Below are 19,114 nucleotides of genomic sequence, written 5' to 3'. Positions count from 1 at the left end.
AAATTCATTGAATCTGATAGGGCGCTTCTGTAAGGCCTCGGCAATCTCGCCGAAGACTTGCCTTGAAATGCTAGCTGGAGTCTCCAGCTAGCGTCGCAAGCGACAGACTTGTCGCCATGCGCGTCGAGGCGCTACGATTTCAGGGAGTGAAGTGTGTTGAGGCCGCCAGCCTCTATGATGCAAGGGAGCTCTGTTTCGTTAGGTGGTCATAAACTTGACACAGTCAGGCGACCCTTAGCGCCGGTCTCTGCCGTGACCTTTGAATGGGCATTTGCAATTGGCATCCTCAAGTGGCGGCCCACTCCTTATAACCAATAATTCCCCGTGCCCCCTGCGAAGCCGGCGCAGAATATAACTTCGTAGCGAGACGCTAGCATATGGCCTTTAACTCAACCGAAAAGCCGACCCCACTGAACCAGGCGCTCGAAAGCGTCAGGCCGGCGATACTAATTGCCGTTTTTTTCAGTATGTTCATCAATATATTGGCGCTCGTAAGCCCAATATACATGCTTCAGGTTTATGATCGGGTTCTGACAAGTCGAAACTCGCTTACCCTGTTCTTTATCACTGCAATTGTAATCTTTCTATTTGTTGTCTACGCGGTCCTGGAGATTCTGCGCACCCAGGTCCTAGTGCGGGGCGGTATCAGATTTGACTCGAACCTAAGCGCGCCAACCTTTCGCACCGTGCTGGACGGCACCCTTCTGCGAAGGGGAGGGGATGCACAGGCATTTCGCGACATGGATGGCGTTCGGGAGTTCATCACCGGGGCGGGATTGATCACGTTTTGTGATGCGCCCTGGATCCCGGTCTTCCTGATTGTTTCATTCATCCTGCATCCGTTTTTCGGCTTCCTTGCCATAATCTCCGGCATCATGATTTTTGGTCTGGCCGTGGCCAATGATTACGCCACCCGCACACCCATCCAGCGGGCGACCATGTCGTCAATCGGTGCGCAGAATGACGTCGCCGCGACCCTGCGGAACTCAGAAGTCATGCGGGCCATGGGCATGTGGCGCGGTCTGCAGAGCCGTTGGCAGGTCCGTCGCGACGACCTGATCGGCTGGCAGGCCGCCGCCAGTGATCGTGGCGGGACCATCATGGCGACGATCAAATTCGTTCGCCAGGCCGTCCAGACCCTCATCCTGGGCGGTGGGGCCTATCTGGCGATCACAGGCAAGATTTCGCCCGGCGCAATGATCGCCGCCTCAATTCTGGTCGGTCGCGCGCTTGCGCCGATTGAAGCTGCTGTTGGGCAATGGAAGAGCTTTATCAATGCCCGTGGCAGCTGGGATCGGCTGCAGAAGATGTTTCGTGACAATGCAGATGGGGGTGAGCGCATGCTCTTGCCTGATCCCAAGGGGCGACTTCTCGTCGAGGCCGCCAGCATTGTACCGCCTGGCGCCCAGCGCCCCACTGTGATCAATGCCAGCTTCCTTCTGGAGGCGGGCACATCCCTTGCGATAATTGGTCCGAGCGCCGCCGGCAAATCGAGCCTGGTGCGCGGACTTGTCGGGGTTTGGCCAATTGTCAGTGGCGCCGTTCGCCTGGATGGCTTTGAGCTGCGGCAGTGGGACCCTCTGCAGCTGGGCCAGCACGTCGGCTACCTGCCCCAGGATGTCGAACTCTTTTCAGGAACCGTCGCGCAGAACATCGCGCGATTCACCGAGTTCGAGAGCGCCGATGTCATCGAAGCGGCCCAGATAGCAGGTGTTCACGAGGTCATTCAGGCCTTGCCTCAGGGCTACGAGACACAGATCGGGGATGGCGGCGCGGCCCTCTCGGGCGGCCAGAGGCAGCGGCTAGCATTGGCGAGGACGATCTTTCGAAAGCCGGCCCTCATCGTCATGGATGAGCCAAACGCCAATCTTGACGCCGAAGGCGAGCTGGCTCTGTCGCGGGCCATCGCGCACATGAAGACCCTGGGAAAGACCATTGTCTTTGTGACCCACAAGACCAATCTACTGGCCTTCGCAGACAAGATCATGATCATGCAGAACGGTACGGTAACGCAGTTTGGCGACCGCGATGACATCCTGAGCCGCTTGATCGCCAACAATGCGCCCGCCCCAGCCTCAGCCTGATCTGGGTCAGAGTAATCTAGAGAGAAATCGCCATGGCGGACATTGCGCGTCCTAGTGACAACTATCAGCGGCTTGCCAGGATCGGCTTTGTTCTGATCTTTGTGACATTCGGCGTCCTGGGTCTATGGGCGGCCTTTGCGCCCCTGAGCAGCGCCGTGATCGGCCAAGGGGTTTTGACGACCGAGAACAACCGCAAGACCATCCAGCATCTCGAAGGCGGCATGATCCGCAAGATCATGGTCCGCGACGGTGATCGTGTTCGGGCAGGTCAGGTGCTGTTTGAACTTGACCCGGTCCAGGCAGATGCGGGGTTGGAAATCGTTCGCAATCAGCTTTTCACCCTGCTTGCCCGCGCCGATAGGCTGAACTCTGAACGAAACCGCTATTCAAGTGTCCGTTTCTCCCCGGAAGTCGCTGCCCAGCTTGGAGATCCGGTTGTCCGCCAGGCTGTTGAAGATGAGAAGCGACAGTTCCAGGAACGGCTGGGCACCGTAACCGGCCAGGTGGAAATTCTTGACGCCAGGGTTGGGCAATACCGTGAGCAGATCGCAGGGATCGAAATGCAGCGGGCGAGCATGACAAGGCAGGTCGATCTCTACACCGAGGAGCTGGTGGGGCTGAATGAGCTCTACGCGAAAAATCTCGTTCCAAAGCCTCGGATTCTGGCCCTGGAGAACCAGAGGGAACAGATCTTGGGGGGAATTGGCAGGGCGCAGTCCGAGATAGCCCAGACCCAAAAGGCAATTGGCGAAGCATCCCTTCAATCGCGTCAAATCCGGCAGCAGTTTGATCAGGATATCGCCAAGGAGCTCGCTGACATACAGGTTCAGACGACGGACCTGCGGGAAAAGTATACCGTGGCTGCCGATATGGCCCGGCGCGTCAAGATCGTCTCGCCGGTCAGTGGAACAGCCCAGAATCTGAAATTCTTCACCGAAGGCGCCGTAGTCCGGCCAGCTGAGCCTTTGGTGGAAATCGCCCCGGACAAGGGCGACATGGTTATCCACGCCCAATTTTCTCCCACGGATGTGGACAGTGTACATCCCGGTATGGAGGCGGAACTCAGGTTTTCGAGCTTCCATGATCGCTCCGTTCCGATCGTGAAAGGCAAGGTCGGATCGGTCTCACAGGATCGTCTTGTCGATGAGGCCACCCGTGCGCCCTATTTCCTGGTAATTGTGAACATCAAGGATTCAGACCTGCCGGCCGAATTGAAACCGCGGTTGAAGGCGGGCCTGCCAGCTGAAGTGGTCGTGCCCACAGGCAAGCGCTCAGCACTTGAATATATCTTCAATCCGCTCACAAACGCCCTGCACAGGACCATGCGTGAGAAGTAAGGGCCTGACTGGGCGCGTTCTCCAAACGCCGCCCGTCCTCAACTGAAATGAAGGCCGGGTGCGTCTTGCCCGGTACGGAGACTGCAATGTCGAAGCGTGCGCTAATTACCGGTGTAACGGGCCAGGATGGCGCCTATCTTGCCCGTTCACTCCTGGCGAAGGGCTATGAGGTCTTTGGTCTGGTGCGTCGGTCAGCTTCCGCAGAATTCATGCAGGAGCGTCTGAAGTGGCTGGGGATCCACGGCCAGGTGAATCTGGTCGATGGCGACATGATCGACCTTTCCTCGCTCATTCGCCTCTGCCGGACGATCCAGCCCCACGAGATCTACAATCTTGCGGCCCAGAGCTTCGTGACTTCGTCCTGGAGCCAACCCTTCCTGACGGGCGAGGTTACGGCTCTTGGAGCCACAAACCTTCTGGAGGCCATGCGTCTTGAATGCCCCGAAGCGCGGTTTTACCAGGCGTCCTCATCAGAGATGTATGGCCTGGTGCAGCAGCCAATCCAGAGCGAGACCACACCGTTCTATCCACGCTCACCCTACGCCGTGGCCAAACTCTATGCCCACTGGATCGCGGTCAATTATCGCGAGAGTTTCAACCTGCATGTCTCCTCAGGCATTTTGTTCAATCATGAGAGTCCGCTGCGGGGCATAGAGTTTGTCACGCGCAAGGTCACAGATGGGGTGGCCCGCATCAAACTTGGCCTGACAGACACCTTGAAGCTCGGAAACATGGATGCCCGCCGCGACTGGGGCCATGCGGCGGACTATGTGGAGGCCATGTGGGCGATGTTGCAGCAGGACACCCCCGATGACTATGTGATCGCCACCGGGCGCACCACAACGGTTCGGGAAATGTGCCAGATCGCCTTTGCTCACGTTGGCCTGCGCATGGAAGACCACGTGAAAATCGATCCGGCCTTCATGCGTCCGGCTGAGGTGGATGTCCTCATTGGCGATCCGGCCAAGGCCAAGCGCGTCCTGGGATGGGAAGCCACCACGGACCTGGAGACAATGATGCGCGAAATGGTCGACGCTGATTTGGTGCGTATCAAGTTTGAAATGGAAAAGGATCGCGTCCATGCCGGGACCCGACCCTAAAGACGCCGTCGTCATTATCGGCGCCGGCGGTCACGCCAAGGTGGTCATCGACCTGCTGAACAGCTCTGGCGTCCCGATCTTTGGGCTGACGGATGTGGATGGTTCGCCGCGCCGGATTCTGGGCGCGCCCGTTCTGGGCAATGATGAGATCCTGCCGTCCCTGTTCACCCAGGGCGTTCGTCATGTCTTTGTTGCGCTCGGGGACAATCAGCTTCGTCTCGCCATGGGCGCACGGGTTCATGCCTTGGGTTTTGATCTTGTGAATGCAATCAGCCCCCGGGCGACAATTTCTCCCTCTGCCCGCCTGGGGCGGGGTGTGGCGATCATGGCCGGGGCCGTCATCAATGCGGATGCGCAGATTGGCGACCTGGCCATAATCAATACCGGGGCTGGGGTCGATCACGACACCTTTGTCGGACGTGGTAGTCATGTCGGACCCGGCGCTGCGGTCGCGGGTGGGGTACATATTGGCAGCGGCGCCCTTCTGGGCGTCGGTTCCAGTGTCGCGCCGGGCTGCAGCATTGGAGAAGGCGCCATAATTGGCGCGGGAGCGTGCGTCATTGATGACATCGCGCCAGACCTGGTCGCGGTGGGGGTGCCGGCTCGTGCCAAGGGTGAAATTCAGAAGGGAAGGCCATGACGACAACAAAGATTTCCGTGGCGGCCCCTGATCTCGGAGGTCGTGAAACCGAGTACGTCATGGAGTGCATGACCTCTGGCTGGATATCATCCAGCGGACGGTTCATTGCCGATTTCGAGGCTGCCTTTGCAGAGTTCTGTGGCGTCAAACACGCCATTGCCGTCAACAACGGCACCACGGCCCTGCACCTGGCCCTGGTGGCCCTGGACCTGGGGCCGGGCGATGAAGTCCTCGTGCCTGACCTGACCTATATCGCCAGCGCAAATGCGGTCCGCTATTGCGGCGCCACCCCGGTCTTCGTGGACAATGACCCCCGAACCTTCAACCTGGATCCCGACCTTCTCGAAGCCAAAATCACGCCGCGGACCAAGGGGATCATACCGGTGCATCTCTATGGCCACCCGGTCGACATGGATCCCGTCATGGAGGTCGCCAGACGGCACAATCTCTTTGTCCTGGAAGACGCCGCCGAGGCCGTCGGGGCCACCTACAAAGGCCGGCGGGTCGGTGGGATTGGAGATTGCGCGACCTTCAGCTTTTTTGGCAACAAGATCATTACGACAGGGGAGGGGGGCATGGTTACGACCAATAACGACGTCCTTGCCCAGAAGCTGCGGCTTTACCGCAGCCAGGGCATGGACCCGACCCGTCGCTACTGGTTTCCTGTGGTCGGCTATAACTACCGGATGACCAACATTGCCGCCGCTATTGGCCTGGCCCAGATGGAACGGATCGAAGACCATCTGGCCATGCGCCAGCGCGTTGCGGCCGGGTATCAAGACCGGCTGGCTCGCTATAGTGACATACTGACCCTGCCTGTGAGTGAGAACTGGGCCGGGCACGTCTACTGGATGTACACCGTGCTCATTAACCAGCCGGATCTGAAGTCGCGGGACATGGTCATTGAAACCCTTGACCAGGCGGGAATTGAGTCACGCCCGATCTTTTACCCCATGCACGTCATGCCGCCCTATGCCGAGCTGGAAGGGGATTATCCCAATGCGGACTGGTGTTCGGAGCGCGGCATCAACCTGCCCACCCATGGCGGCCTGTCCGAAGCTGATCTCGACCGGGTGGTTTCGGTGTTGATCGAGGCCTTGGCCTAGGTCGCCATGAAAGTCGTTCTCGCATCCACCTTTGTGCCTTTCATCAATGGCGGCGCCCGATTCATCGTCGAGTGGCTCGAGGAAAAGCTGCTAGAGCACGGTCATGAGGTCGAGCGGTTCTACCTGCCTTTCATTGAGACACCGCATGACATGCTTGATCAGATTGCGGCCCTCCGACTGATGGATCTCAGCCAGGCGGGAGACAGGTTGATCGCGTTTCGGCCGCCAGCCTATGTCCTGCGCCATCCCAACAAGGTGCTCTGGTTCATCCATCACATCAGGGCCTATTATGACCTCTGGGGGCAGCCCCATTCGCCAGATCCCACCCCCCACAACCTCGCCATTCGTCAGACCCTGATGGACCTCGACACCCGGGCGTTGGGGGAAGCTCAAAAGGTCTTCACCAACTCCCAGGTGGTCAGTGATCGCCTCTCGGCGTTCAATGGGGTGGCGTCTCAGCCTCTCTATCCGCCAATCTACAAGCCAGAGCGCTTCAGGTGTGATGGCTATGGCGATGAAATCTTTGTGGTCTGCAGGGTGGAACCCCACAAGCGTCAGGCCTTGCTGATTGAGGCTATGGCCCATGTGAAGACAGATGTCCGCCTGCGTCTCTGCGGCAGTTGCAGCAGTCCGGCCTACGCCCGGGTCATCGAAGACCTCATTGCCTCATTGGGCGTTCAGGACCGCGTCATATTCGAAGATCGTTGGATCTCGGAGGACGAAAAGGCTGACATGCTGGCTGGAGCCCTGGCGGCGGCCTATCTGCCTCACGACGAAGACTCTTATGGCTATCCGTCCCTTGAGGCGGCCCATTCCATGAAGTGCGTCATTACCACCACAGACTCCGGCGGCGTGCTTGAGCTGGTGGAGCATGGCAGGAACGGCCTGGTGGCTGAGCCTGATCCTGTCGCCCTGGCTCAGGCGATGGACAAGCTCTATCGGGACCGCAAGCTCGCTGAACAATTTGGGCAGGCAAATTTCCGCCGTCTTTCCGAGCTAAACATAGATTGGGATCACGTAGTAACGGCGCTCACCACATGAAGGTTCTCGTCGTGAACAATGCCGCGCCCTTTATCCGCGGCGGCGCTGAAGAATTGGCGGACAATCTGGTGCGGCAGCTCAATCAGACACCGGGTGTTGAAAGCGAGCTGATGAGGCTGCCCTTTCAATGGACGCCTTCAGAGCGGCTGATTGATGAGGTGCTCCTGCACCGCACCCTGCGCATCTATAACGCCGACCGCGTCATTGCGCTGAAGTTCCCGGCCTATCTTGTTCCCCATGAACACAAAACCCTCTGGCTGCTTCACCAGTTCAGGCAGGCCTATGACTTGGGGGATGTCGGCCAGGGCCTTGGTGATGAGGGGCGTGATGGCGTGATAAAGCAAACCATCAGGACGGCCGATGAGCAGTGCTTCGCCCAGTGCCGCGCCATCTATGTGAATTCACCCACCACCCAGGATCGACTGGCGCGCTACAACAATGTTCAGAGTGAAATCCTCTATCCGCCGCTTAATGATGAAGCCCTCTTTGTTGGGGGCAGTGACGGCGGGTACATTTTCGCCGGCGGACGGATCGGGCCCGGAAAGCGTCAGCACCTCCTGATCGAAGGCATGGCGCTTCTGCCCAAGCTCAAAGCGAAACTGGTGGTGGCGGGGCCTCCTGACAGCGAGGCCTATGCAGATCAGCTGCGTCAGCTGGTTTCGGATCTTGGTCTGAAGGATAGAGTTGAGCTTCATTTCGGCTTTCATCCTCGTGAGATGATCGCCGATTGGGTCAATTCCGCCCGGGCCTGCGCCTATCTGCCCTATGATGAGGACTCCCTTGGCTATGTGACCATGGAAGCCTTCGCCGCAGGGAAGGCGGTGCTAACAACCAATGACTCAGGCGGCCTGCTGGAACTTGTCAATGAATTCACGGGCTACGTCGCCGAGCCTCATCCGGCTTCAGTGGCTGAGGGCCTTGAGTGGCTTGCTTCTGACAGAGCACGGGCGCGAGACCTGGGCCTGGCGGCGAGGTCGGCCTGGCAGGCACGGGACCTGACCTGGAAGACGACCATTCAACGGTTGCTCTCCTGAGAGATCGCCATGACACCCCTGCTTCCCCCTCCTCAATCTTCAACTTCTGCTGAGGCCTGATTGGGCCAATGACCATGAATGTGCGCCTGATGCTCAAGTCCTCCACCGCGATCGTGGTCAGCCTTTGCATGGCTGCCTTCCCTTCAAGCGCCGAAACCCTTTCGGAGGTCATTGCCTATGCCTATGACAATAATCCGGGCCTGCAGGCGCAGCGGGCTGCTGTCCGCGCCGCAGACGAGTCTTATGTCCAAGCGAGGGCTGGGTATGGATTGAACATTTCAGCTCAGGCCGGAGAAACGTCCTATGAAATTCGCCGGGATGGCGCCAAGGCCGACGCCATTACCAACAGTATGAGCGTTACGGCAGTCCAGCCGCTCTATACGGGCGGGCGGGTCCGCGCACGGGTCTCCGAGGCGGAGGCCCAGATCCTGGCAGGCCGCGAGCAGCTGCGCCGCTATGAAATGGATGTGATGGTCCGGGTGGTTGCGGCCTATGCTGGTGTTAGACGGGACGAGCAGCTTCTGAAGATCGCCCAGGAGACAGTGGCGGTTCTTCAGCGGGGGCTAGAGGACACCCAGGCGAAGTATGATGTCCGGACAGTGACCCTTACAGATCTGGCGCAGTCGCGGGCGCGACTGTCTCAGGCCCGCACGCAACTCTTCAACGCGCAGGAGCAACTCGCAGCAACCCGCAGTCAGTTCCTGGCGGTGGTTGGGCAAAATCCCGGGCAGCTAGAGCCCCTGCCGCCCCTGGAGCAGCTGCCTGCAAGTCTGGACACTGCATTCGATACCGCCGAATCGCACAATCCTCAGCTCCTGGGCGCGCAATTCAATGAGCAGGCTTCCCGCGCCCGGATAGCACGCGCCAAGGCAAACGGCATGCCGACAGTGACAGCGCGGGCGGAAATGCAACGCTCTCCTTACTTGCCCTACCAGGGCGACCTCTATGATGACAGCCGATCGGCGTCCGTGGTGTTCAGCCAACCGATCTTTTCTGCCGGACAAATTCGCTCAGCGATTCGGCAGTCGGTGGAAGAAAACAACCGCGATCGATTGTCCGTGGAAGAAGTGCGCCTTCAACTGGTCTCCAATGTCGCCCAGGCTTGGGAACACATGGCCTCCCTTCGCCAGCAGCTCCAGACCCTGCAGGAAGAAGTCAAATCAAACGAGCTGGCCTTTCTCGGGGTAAGGGCTGAGGAACGTTACGCCCTCCGCAGCAATATCGAGATCCTGAACGCCCAGGCGGAATTGAACGCCGCCCAACAAAACTTGGCCCGCGCCCAGACGGCGGAATATGTGAGCAGGGTTCAGCTTCTAGCCCTGACGGGCACCCTTACGCCGCAGGTGCTTTCAGATCAGGTCGAGACCTATGATCCGAAAAGAAACTTCAAGCGGGTCAAGTACAGGGGCGTGACGCCACTTGATGTCCCGGTCATCATCCTCGACGCCGTTGGTTCGCTTCCCACTGCAAAGCCTCGCCCTGCCAGCAGGCTCGAATCGCGCCCTCAGGGGGCTGAAGCCCAACCGACTCCAGCTCCCCCCAAGCCAATGACCTCTGTCCTGGACATCATCAAGAAGGACCCGGGGGCCACAAGCCTGCCTCCCACGCAGTAGGCGCGAACCCATTAAGCGAAGCCGTTCATGGCGACATCGCAATAGGGAAGGGGAGCCCCTGGCGCCCTCAAAACGTGCTTGCAAAATAGTTAGTGAAAGGGAGTTGCAGGCCTATGTAGTTTACTGTAGTGACGATGTGGGCCCATCGTGCGTCTTGTGCGGAGGGACAGCTATCCATTGGAGAGACCCCACATGGCTTATACGACAGCCGAACTGACTACCTTTCTAACAAACGGCAACTTCGGCAAGGCGCCGACTGCGGCCCAATCGCTGCTGCTCGCCAGCATCGCCACCCAGACCCAATCGGGCGCCCTCAGCGACTCCGACGCCATCGACCGCATCGTCGACATGCTCGACGGCACGTCGGCCGTGGCTGTTCAGGCCTACCAGTTCTTCACGGGCGGCACGCCCAGTGGCGACGGTATGGACTATCTGGTCGACAGCACGGTCAACACCAATGACCTGAATGACGCTGCGCCGGGCCAGTATGCTCCTCTGAGCACCGAAAACCGCTACATCAATTTCGCGATCAACCTGGGCGCTTCTGCGGCCGGCGCTGGTAAGGCGAACTTTGAGGCGACCTACGGCACCCTGACCTTCAAGGAAGTGGCCCAGGTCGCTTATGAAGCCGTCATCGGCACCGCCGCCGCCACAACCGCTGGCATCAACGTGACCGCCGCGATCGACTATCTGTCGCGCGCCGAGAACGAAGCATACCTGCGCGCCTTCGTGGCCCAGAAGGCTCCTGGTGTGAACGTTGAGCTGGCCATCCGCGCCGCTCTCGTTGGTCAGATCATGTCCGCCGGCGCTACGGCTGATGTGGGTAACTACAACGCCGCTACGGAACGCCTGCTGGTTGGCGCTCTGGATGGATCCCTGGACGGCGGCATCACCGCCACCGCGGGCGTCAATCTGCTGACCGCCTTCCCGAACGCTCCGAGCGCTGGCAAGTCCTTCGTTCTGACGGCTAATCCGGACGTGGCTCCTGCCTTCGCCGGTTCGACGGGCAACGACACCTTCACCGCGACCAATGCGACCCTCTCGGCCGCTGACTCCCTGGATGGCGGCGCTGGCGTTGACACCCTGCGTTATTCGTCGGCGGGCGCTGTTGCCGTCAATCAGGCTGGCTTCACCTCGGCTGGCATTGAAGTCATGCAAGTGACGTCCGACGCCGTCGGTGGCACCACCTTCGACGTTTCCAACGCGTCTGGCGTGACCTCGCTGGTCAACGACAACAGCTCCTCGGATCTGGTTGTCACGGGTCTTAATACGGTTGCTGAAATCACCGTCCGCAACCCGAGCCAGCCCACCGGCGCCACGGTCAACACGACCCTGAACTACAACGCCGCCGCCACTGCAGGCGCCACCACCACTCAAAAGGTGACCCTGGAGAACGTGTTCAACCCGGCCGTTCCGACGACCACTGCGTCTTCGGTCACGGCCAATGGCGTTGAAATCTTCAACGTGGTTGGCGCCGGCTCCGCCGCTTCCAACCTGGCGACGCTTGCTTCCAACACTCTGGCGACCGTCAATGTCTCCGGCGCTCAGGGCGTGACCATCGGCGCTCTGACCTTCGCTGGTACCACCGGCACCGTCGACGCTTCGGCTAACACGGGCGGCGTCAATGTGACCCTGACCAATTCCGGCGCAGCCGATGTGGCTGTCACGGGTGGTTCGGGCGCCGACCGCGCTGACTTCTCCAACGGCTTCGCCGCGAAGGACTCCTTCAACGGCGGCGCTGGCACCGATACCCTGGCTGTGACCAACACGGTCGCGACGGGCGCTCTCGGTGGCACGGCTTCGAACATCGAAGTCCTGGAAATCTCGGCAGGCGGCACCGGCACGGTCGACATGAGCAAGTTCGCTGGCGTGACCTCCGTGGTCTACACCAGCACGGGCATTGCTACGGGCAACAGCCTGATCGGCGCTACCGTCGTCTCCAAGACGGGCGCTACCCAAGCTGTCACCGTTGACGCCGGCACGGTCGCCAATACCCTGGCGGTCGCTGTGGCTACCGATGGTGCGTCTGACGCCCTGACCCTGAACGTCAACAAGGTCGGCGCTGCTGACCTGCTGGGCGCTGTGACGGCGACGGACTTCGACTCCGTGACTGTCAACATCGCTGACGATGCGGCTGTTGCTGGCGTGGGCGCTCTGTCCGTCGCTGGTCTGACGGCTGCTAAGGCCAAGACCATCACGGTCACCAACAACGCGGACGTGACGACCACGGGCGCCGTTGGTGGTGCTCTGCTGACCAGCCTGGATGCCTCGGCCTCCACCGGGAAGCTGGATCTGAGCGGCGGCGTTACCACGGCTCTGACCGGCGCAACCATCAAGCTCGGCTCCGCCGATGACAAGCTGGTTGCTACGGCTACAGCCGGTACGGCGACGGCGGGTGACACCATCACCCTCGGCGGCGGTAAGGACCTCGTGACCTACACTGCTCTTACGCAGTCCGGTGACAAGACGACCGACACCATCACCGATTTCGTGTCCGGCACCGACAAACTCGATCTGACGGCCCTCGGCCTTAATCAAACGGCCCTGTTCCTCGGCTCGCGTACGACCTTTGGTCTGTCGCAAGGCGCTCTGACCAAGACGGCCGGTCAGGCTGTCCTGCAGCAGGACGCCAGCACGCTCTGGATCGATATCAATGGCGATGGTCAGCTCGACGGTAATGACTTCCGGGTCGTTCTGACGGGTAACTCCGCGCTGACGGCTACGGATCTGAGCCTCGGCACCGGTGCTTCCATCACGTTGACCGGTCTGGCCCCTGTTCTGTCCACGACGGTTGCGACCAACGCTTCCGGCAAGGCCACCAACGAAGGTGACGTGATTTCTTCGACTTTCGCCAACCTGGTGAATGGCGATGTCAACGCCGGAATTGGTACGGACAGCATCACGGTTTCTGGTGAAGCCCAAACGCTCACGACCCTGACCACAGCGGGCGCCACCGGCGTTAAGCTGACGGCAGTCGAGAACGTTACCTTCTCGCAGGTTACCGGTCTGATGAACCTCGGCGCCAACATCGGCACCGACGTTAAGAGCATCTCGATCACGGGCGCTGGCGCGACCGGCGGCGGCCTCACGGCCACCACCACGGCCGACGGTCAGTCGATCACGGTTGCTTCGACTGTCATCGGTGGTACGGCCAGCACCATTACGCTGGGCGGAAAGAACACCTCCGTGACGCTCGGATCTTCGAATGACACCGTGAACACCACGGTCGCCAATTCGGCTGGTTCGACCCTGGCTGGTGGCCTCGGCACCACTGACGTTCTGAACGTGACGGACGCTGGTACCGTGACCTTCGGCGCAACGGCTGTTGCTAACGGCGCTTCGGCAGTTTCGGGCTTCGAGACCATCGCTCTCACGGGCGCCTCGACCCTGAACATCACGCCTGATGCGGCGGTGACGGTTAACCAAGGTGCTGGCGCTACGACCATTGCTGGTACGGGCAACACCATCACGGTTGCCGGTTCTGCTGGTCAAACCCTGACCCTCAGCGGCACGTCCAACTTCGTGACCGCCGGGAATACGACGGGCGCGGTGACCAGCACGGCGACGGGTACGCTCTCTGTGACGGCTTCCAACAACGCTCAAACCGTTACCAGCGCATCTGCGACGACCATCAACGCAGCGGCTCTCGGTGCGGTTGAAACCATCTCCGGCGCCGGTAACTTCACCGTCACTGGTCTTGGTACGGTTGCTGGTGGTTCCATCACGGAAGCCGCCCGCACTGGAGCAAGCACCCTGGTTGTTACGACTGCCGGTGCAAACGGCGGTACGATCAACGAAGCTGCTGGTTCCACCGGAACCGTGACGGCGAACCACGCTGGTACGGGTACGCTGACCGTCAACACCACTGCCAACCACGGCGTTACGACGGTTACGGCTTCTGCCGCTAACACCGTCGCAGCGACGGGCGCGGGTACGATCAGCTACACGGCAACTGACGCCGGTGCGCACACCATCACCTCGACGACTACGGGTGCTGCTGGTGACGTCATCGTCGGCGGCGCTGGCGTTGACACCATCACGGCTGGCGCTGGTGCTGACCGCATCACCACCGGCGGTGGCGCTGATGTCATCATCCTGGCGGCTCCGACCTCGGACACGGGCGTTGTTTCCGGGTTCGTCGCCTCGGCCGCTGTTCCTGCCAACCTTCAGGTCATCAACACCTCTGGTTTTGATGTCGTGACGGGCATGTCGGCTGGCGCCACGATCTCGCTTACGGGCGTGACCCTGGGCACCACCCTGACCCGCAATGGCGGTACCTTCGGCAACGACACGGCTGGTAACGCAGCTTTGGTTACCGGCAACTACGATGCGGCGACCAACCAGTTCACGGTGAGCACCGCTGGTACGTCGAGCCTCTTTGTCTATGACGACAACGGCACGACTGCCCTTGGTAACTACCATGCTGTGGTTCTCGTTGGTTATCTTGATGCTGGCGGTGCTGACACCCTGACCGCCGGTGCGCCCGGCGTGTTCACGGTCGTCGGCTAGGCCTAGAAATAATCCCCGCCTCATTTTGGGGCGGGGGCTCTACCGCGGCGGAAGACTTAGGTCTTCCGCCGTTTTCTTTTTGTAGTGGCCGCAATTCTGAGTGCAGAAGTTCCTTGCCCAGTATCTAGGCCGCACATATTTACGTCGGGGCGGAGAGAGCTATGTTTGCAACAGGCCAGGGTCATGTGCAGAATGTTGAATACACACATGGCTACTATGGTGAGCTGAACCCGATCCGGGCGGCGTTTGTCCTGGCATATGCTGGATATCAGTCCCCGAGTTTCGGTAATGCGTGTGAACTAGGGTTCGGTCAGGGAGTTTCCATTTCGATCCACAGTGCTGCACAGGGCACTGAGTGGTGGGGTACTGATTTCAATCCGCAACACGCGGCCCAGGCCAGGAGCTTGTCGGATTCCACCTCGCAGGCGAACCGCCTGGATGAGCAAGGTTTTGCGGAATTCTGTTCCCGGCCAGATCTCCCTGAGTTTGACTTCATAGGGCTTCATGGGGTCTGGACTTGGATTTCCACAGCAAATCAGGATGTGGTGATCGATTTCGTCCGCCGGAAGCTGAGGCCGGGCGGAGTTCTGTATGTAAGTTATAATACCTTCCCTGGCTGGGCGGATCTGGCCCCAATTCGTCAGCTGTTCAAGGAACACGTGGACAGGATTGGTTCGCCAGCCTCGCCTCTATTTAGTCGCATTGACTCCAGCATCGCCTTTCTGGACCAACTTGCCGCCGTAGATCCATTCTATCTGAAGGCGGCTCCGCGCGCAGCGGAGCGCATGAAGCCGCTATCGACTCAAAACAAAAACTACCTCGCTCACGAGTATCTGACCGATCATTGGAATGTGACTTACTACGCAGACTTCGCGCAGCGTATGGATGCGGCGAAGGTCGGCTTCGCTTGCTCTGCACATCCGCTGGATGGCGTTGATGTCATCAACCTGACCGCCGAACAGCAGACACTGTTGGGAACCCTTGGCGATACAAACTACCGGGAAAGCATTCGAGACTTTTGTGTCAATCAGCAGTTTCGGAGGGATGTCTGGATCAAGGGTGCGTCACGTCTCAATGCGGTGGAGCGCATCCGGGCGGTTCGTACCCAGAGAATTGTTCTCACCATCCCCAGGGCCGAAGTTGTCCTTAAGGTAGCCGGTGCGCTGGGGGAGGCATCGCTTCATCCTGAAGTCTATGGGCCGCTCTTGGATTTCTTGGCGGATGGCGCTGTACACACGGTAGCAGAAGTAGAAGCGGCGGGCGTGGGCGCAGGTATTACCTCTCAGAAGGCGCTCTCGGCCATTCCTATCCTGGTTGGAATGGGAGCCGTACAGGTTGCGCAGGATCCTGAGCGCGTCGCAGCGGCGGCACAAGCTTGCGTCCGACTGAATGCGAAGATCATGGCTCAGGCCGACGTTCGGCCGGAGATCACCTATCTCGCGAGCCCGGTGACGGGGGGTGGATTTGTGGTTCAGCGATTTGAGCAGATGTTCCTGGCGGCATATCTGGCCGGTGAACAGACGCCGCAGGCTTGGGCAGAGCAGGCCTGGGGGCGAATTGCCGGGGTGGGGCAGAGCCTTATAAAAGATGGGCAAACCCTTCTAACGGCTGAAGAAAACCTCGCGGAACTTACGCGCCAGGCTGTGGTTTTTGGGGATCTGAAGCTGCCAATCCTGAAATCACTCGGCATTGCATAGCCAGCTCGGGATAGGTCGATCGGCAGGGTCGTAAGGATTGTCGCATGACGTTCAAGGATATTGCCCTGTGCTCCGTCTTCGCGGTCGCGCTGCCTGCCGGCCAGACGCTTTTCAAACTGGCGGCCATTGAGAGTGGACGTCTTGGCGGATCGATCGTCTCTAGGCTGATGAATAACCTTCCCTTGTGGGGGGCGTTTGCCTGGTATGGCCTGACGGCTATCCTCTGGGTCTACATCCTGTCCCGCGTGCCACTGTACAAGGCCTATGCCTTTTCCATGGCCGGGGCGGGGCTTGTGCCTCTCCTGGCCTGGCTGGTTTTCAAGGAGCCCGTATCGTGGCAGGCCGCCTTCGGCTTTGGGATCATCATGATTGGCCTGCTGGTGGTTGCGAACGCCCAGTCCGCCTAGGTTGGCCGAGAGGAATCCGACTTCGCAAGTGGCCGTCATGGTTTTAGGTTAGCGGCTGACGCCAATTCTGTCCGGTAGGGTAGAAGGGCGACCTGGCCATCCAGGGCGGCGATCGGTCGCAGGGGCGTCAACTGGAAGAATGTGCGATCTTTGGGCGGAGCGTGGTCTACAAACAGTCCTCAGTACGCCGGATTTGAGTGATTGTTTCACCACCGCAGACGGCATGTCCAGGAGCTGGTTGCCACTTAGCACGGCGGTTTGGGGACATCTGATTTGCGGTGAAACGTGAATGGGTGTGGATCTTCATCCTGCCGCCAATTCATCGGAGGTAAGGCAGCCATGTGCTGGAGCTCACAGCGCTAGCCATTGGCAAAAATTCAGCGGGCAGGGCGGATAGGTGACAAAAGAGTGGGCCCGACGACCATACATCCTGGCCGGTCACGAAATTGTCTGGAGGTTGAGTTATCGGTAGGTAGTATCGTATTTGGCGAGGGGGCGCTTGGGATCTCTGAACGGGCGTGGGGGCGCCCAAGTGTGTTGAGTATAGGATAGCGCTATGTTGGAAATCGGATTCGCCTTGGCCCTTGGTGGAATTCTGGGCGCCATGGGGGCAAAGACCGGTCTAATTCCGGTTGTCGCCATGGCCTGCACGGCCATTTATTTCTTCAATAACAGCTACGTCTTCGGTGAAGCCGGAAAATGGTTTCGGTCCTCGGCCAGACCCGCAAGCCAGGTCAGCCGCTCCTTCCTGCTCAGCTATGTTTCCATTGCCTTTGTGATTGCCTGCGCCTGCGTCGCCACCGCCTATGGCCTGGTCCAGGTGCTGGCCAGCCATTTCCACCTCATGGTTTGAGCGCCAGGGTGTCCAGGCGGGCAACGCTGTTTAGGACGGCCGTCCCGATGAAGCGTGTACTCAGGGAGGGGTATGGGCGGAGGGCTGGAACAGAAGCCTTGGCAACGGCGGCAGGTTGCAATCCGGGTTCTGATTGCCTGATTTGACAGGCAATATTAGGTTTCCATGTCAGGCCTTGCCCAACTGCCTTGTCGCAGAGTGGTCCTGGCCGCCAGGCCTTGGCTTGAGATGTTCATTCAGCGAGATGTTAAGCCATGCGAGATCGCGATCGACACCGGTTTGATGACCTGGAGATCCGGCTTGAAAAGCTTGAAGGGCAGCATCAGCGCCTCCGGGACTTCATCGTGCCGGCTTACTGGAACGCCCTGGATCGTCTCGAAGCCGCTGTGCCGGATGATGGCCTGGCTTCCTGCCTTGCCTGTGGTCACGCCGGGCAGACCGGGGCCTTCGCCGGCCGCGTGGATGAGTGCGTGTTCGGTGGCGGGCGCCTGGAACGGCTGGAGTGCCCGGAGTGTGGCTGTGTCTTTGGGCCCTTGAAATATCTCAGGACGCCAGATGCGCTTGTCTCGGCTGACTACGCCTTGCTCTATTCCTTCTACAGTGAAGGAGATTCAACAGAAGAAGAGCTGCGGGCCTTTGATCTGCTAAAGCCCAGCCGCGACCGGCTCTATCTGAACTGGGGCAGCGGCGCATGGTCCCGCTCTGTGGAGATATTGAGGGCCCAAGGCTATGATGTCTGGGGATATGAGCCCAATGCACAGACCGACAGCCCCTTTGTGGTGCGGCGCCGGGAAGAGGTCAGTGCACGGTTTGACGGGATCTTCTCCAATAATGTGATCGAGCACCTGTTTTCGCCTTTGGCGCAATTCCTGGACTTCCGCGACCTGTTGAAACCCGATGGCAAGATGGTCCACGCCTCGCCTTGCTATGAGTGGTCCTTCGCCTTTACGCGGTTCCACGTGTTTTTCCCGCTGGGCGAGGCGCCCCTTCGTCTGGCTGAGCGGTCCGGTTTCACGCTCACAGATACGGTCGCCGATGGCGCCTTCCAGGCGCGGACTTTCTCAATGTAGGATTTGCCGGGTGGGGCCTGGTTCTGACTGCGCGCCATTTTCCAGCATGCCAGCGTCTGCCCATATAGCAGAAATGGCCCCGCAACCACCATGGTTACGGAGCCATAACTGTAGAGTAAGCGGGCGGACAATCGGCCACGGGCAGATCGCCGTCAATCGCTTTTGGGGGATCTGGCGCCAGTTATTCCCAACTATCTGGGATTTGACTCATGTCTTGGTTCCACAGTCAGACTCCCGACCAGGCATGCACGTCTGATGGGCAAATCCACCACATTCATGGGTGATCAACTTGAGGTGTTCTCTGACCTGGAAACCAGGTTATAATGGCGTCACGCGCCCCCACAGCGCGGGCTTTGATGAAAGCCGACAGCCCGGCGCCCCACCATGGGCTGATGTGACCCCTGCCATGAATTGGCGGGGGTCACGTGAATCCGGGCCTCGGGGCCAGCCGATTTTCAAGTGTACCGCACGCCCTTCAAGCCTGGGCGCCCATGTCTTTTGGTCGCATTCGGAGGTCCGGGGAGGAAATCCCTGACCCCGTGCTGGATCCGTTTTCTGGAAACGGGTCTGGGCGCGCGTACGGAGAAGGATTGCCCGGCAGGGAACCGGAAAGGTTCCGCAAA

At 59.7% G+C, this 19,114-nt stretch carries 13 protein-coding genes; all 13 read left to right on the top strand.

Going from position 1 to position 19,114, the window contains the following annotated elements; translation table 11 throughout:
* Positions 1–377 precede the first annotated feature (377 nt).
* The 13 genes from CFE28_11050 to CFE28_10990 all read left to right on the top strand — a co-directional run bounded on the left by CFE28_11050 (position 378) and on the right by CFE28_10990 (position 18,491).
* On the top strand, positions 378–2,084 hold the full coding sequence (locus CFE28_11050) for a type I secretion system permease/ATPase (protein ID OYU70478.1): 1,707 nt from the start codon (positions 378–380) through the stop codon (positions 2,082–2,084).
* A gap of 32 nt (positions 2,085–2,116) precedes the next feature.
* Positions 2,117–3,421: a secretion protein HlyD gene (locus CFE28_11045; GenBank protein OYU70477.1), complete on the top strand. Its 1,305-nt coding sequence runs from the start codon at positions 2,117–2,119 to the stop codon at positions 3,419–3,421.
* 86 nt (positions 3,422–3,507) lie between these two features.
* Positions 3,508–4,521: a GDP-mannose 4,6-dehydratase gene (gene gmd, locus CFE28_11040; GenBank protein ID OYU70476.1), complete on the top strand. Its 1,014-nt coding sequence runs from the start codon at positions 3,508–3,510 to the stop codon at positions 4,519–4,521.
* Positions 4,502–5,161 carry a hexapeptide transferase gene (locus tag CFE28_11035; protein OYU70475.1) on the top strand — a complete coding sequence of 220 codons (660 nt, stop codon included), beginning with the start codon at positions 4,502–4,504 and terminating at the stop codon, positions 5,159–5,161. Before gmd ends, CFE28_11035 begins: the two co-directional genes overlap by 20 nt.
* A complete protein-coding gene (locus tag CFE28_11030) occupies positions 5,158–6,267 on the top strand; it encodes an aminotransferase DegT (protein ID OYU70474.1) in 1,110 nt (369 codons plus the stop codon). The genes CFE28_11035 and CFE28_11030 overlap by 4 nt, the downstream gene beginning before the upstream one ends.
* 6 nt (positions 6,268–6,273) lie before the next feature.
* On the top strand, positions 6,274–7,308 hold the full coding sequence (locus CFE28_11025) for a glycosyl transferase family 1 (GenBank protein ID OYU70473.1): 1,035 nt from the start codon (positions 6,274–6,276) through the stop codon (positions 7,306–7,308).
* On the top strand, positions 7,305–8,342 hold the full coding sequence (locus tag CFE28_11020) for a glycosyl transferase family 1 (protein OYU70472.1): 1,038 nt from the start codon (positions 7,305–7,307) through the stop codon (positions 8,340–8,342). The genes CFE28_11025 and CFE28_11020 overlap by 4 nt, the downstream gene beginning before the upstream one ends.
* A gap of 68 nt (positions 8,343–8,410) precedes the next feature.
* Positions 8,411–9,955: a hypothetical protein gene (locus CFE28_11015; GenBank protein OYU70471.1), complete on the top strand. Its 1,545-nt coding sequence runs from the start codon at positions 8,411–8,413 to the stop codon at positions 9,953–9,955.
* Between the two features lie 192 nt (positions 9,956–10,147).
* Positions 10,148–14,464: a hypothetical protein gene (locus tag CFE28_11010; GenBank protein OYU70470.1), complete on the top strand. Its 4,317-nt coding sequence runs from the start codon at positions 10,148–10,150 to the stop codon at positions 14,462–14,464.
* A gap of 161 nt (positions 14,465–14,625) precedes the next feature.
* Entirely contained in the window at positions 14,626–16,161 is a 1,536-nt protein-coding gene (locus tag CFE28_11005) for a methyltransferase (GenBank protein ID OYU70469.1), read from the top strand.
* A 44-nt stretch (positions 16,162–16,205) separates the two neighbouring features.
* Positions 16,206–16,568 carry a hypothetical protein gene (locus CFE28_11000; protein ID OYU70468.1) on the top strand — a complete coding sequence of 121 codons (363 nt, stop codon included), beginning with the start codon at positions 16,206–16,208 and terminating at the stop codon, positions 16,566–16,568.
* 556 nt (positions 16,569–17,124) lie between these two features.
* Positions 17,125–17,421 carry a hypothetical protein gene (locus CFE28_10995; GenBank protein ID OYU70467.1) on the top strand — a complete coding sequence of 99 codons (297 nt, stop codon included), beginning with the start codon at positions 17,125–17,127 and terminating at the stop codon, positions 17,419–17,421.
* Between the two features lie 254 nt (positions 17,422–17,675).
* Entirely contained in the window at positions 17,676–18,491 is an 816-nt protein-coding gene (locus CFE28_10990) for a methyltransferase (GenBank protein OYU70466.1), read from the top strand.
* The last annotated feature ends 623 nt before the right edge of the window (positions 18,492–19,114 follow it).

Source organism: Alphaproteobacteria bacterium PA2 (genome assembly GCA_002256425.1).
In the GTDB taxonomy this organism is placed as follows: Bacteria; Pseudomonadota; Alphaproteobacteria; order Caulobacterales; family Caulobacteraceae; genus Phenylobacterium.
This window is presented reverse-complemented; position numbering and strand designations above follow the sequence as displayed.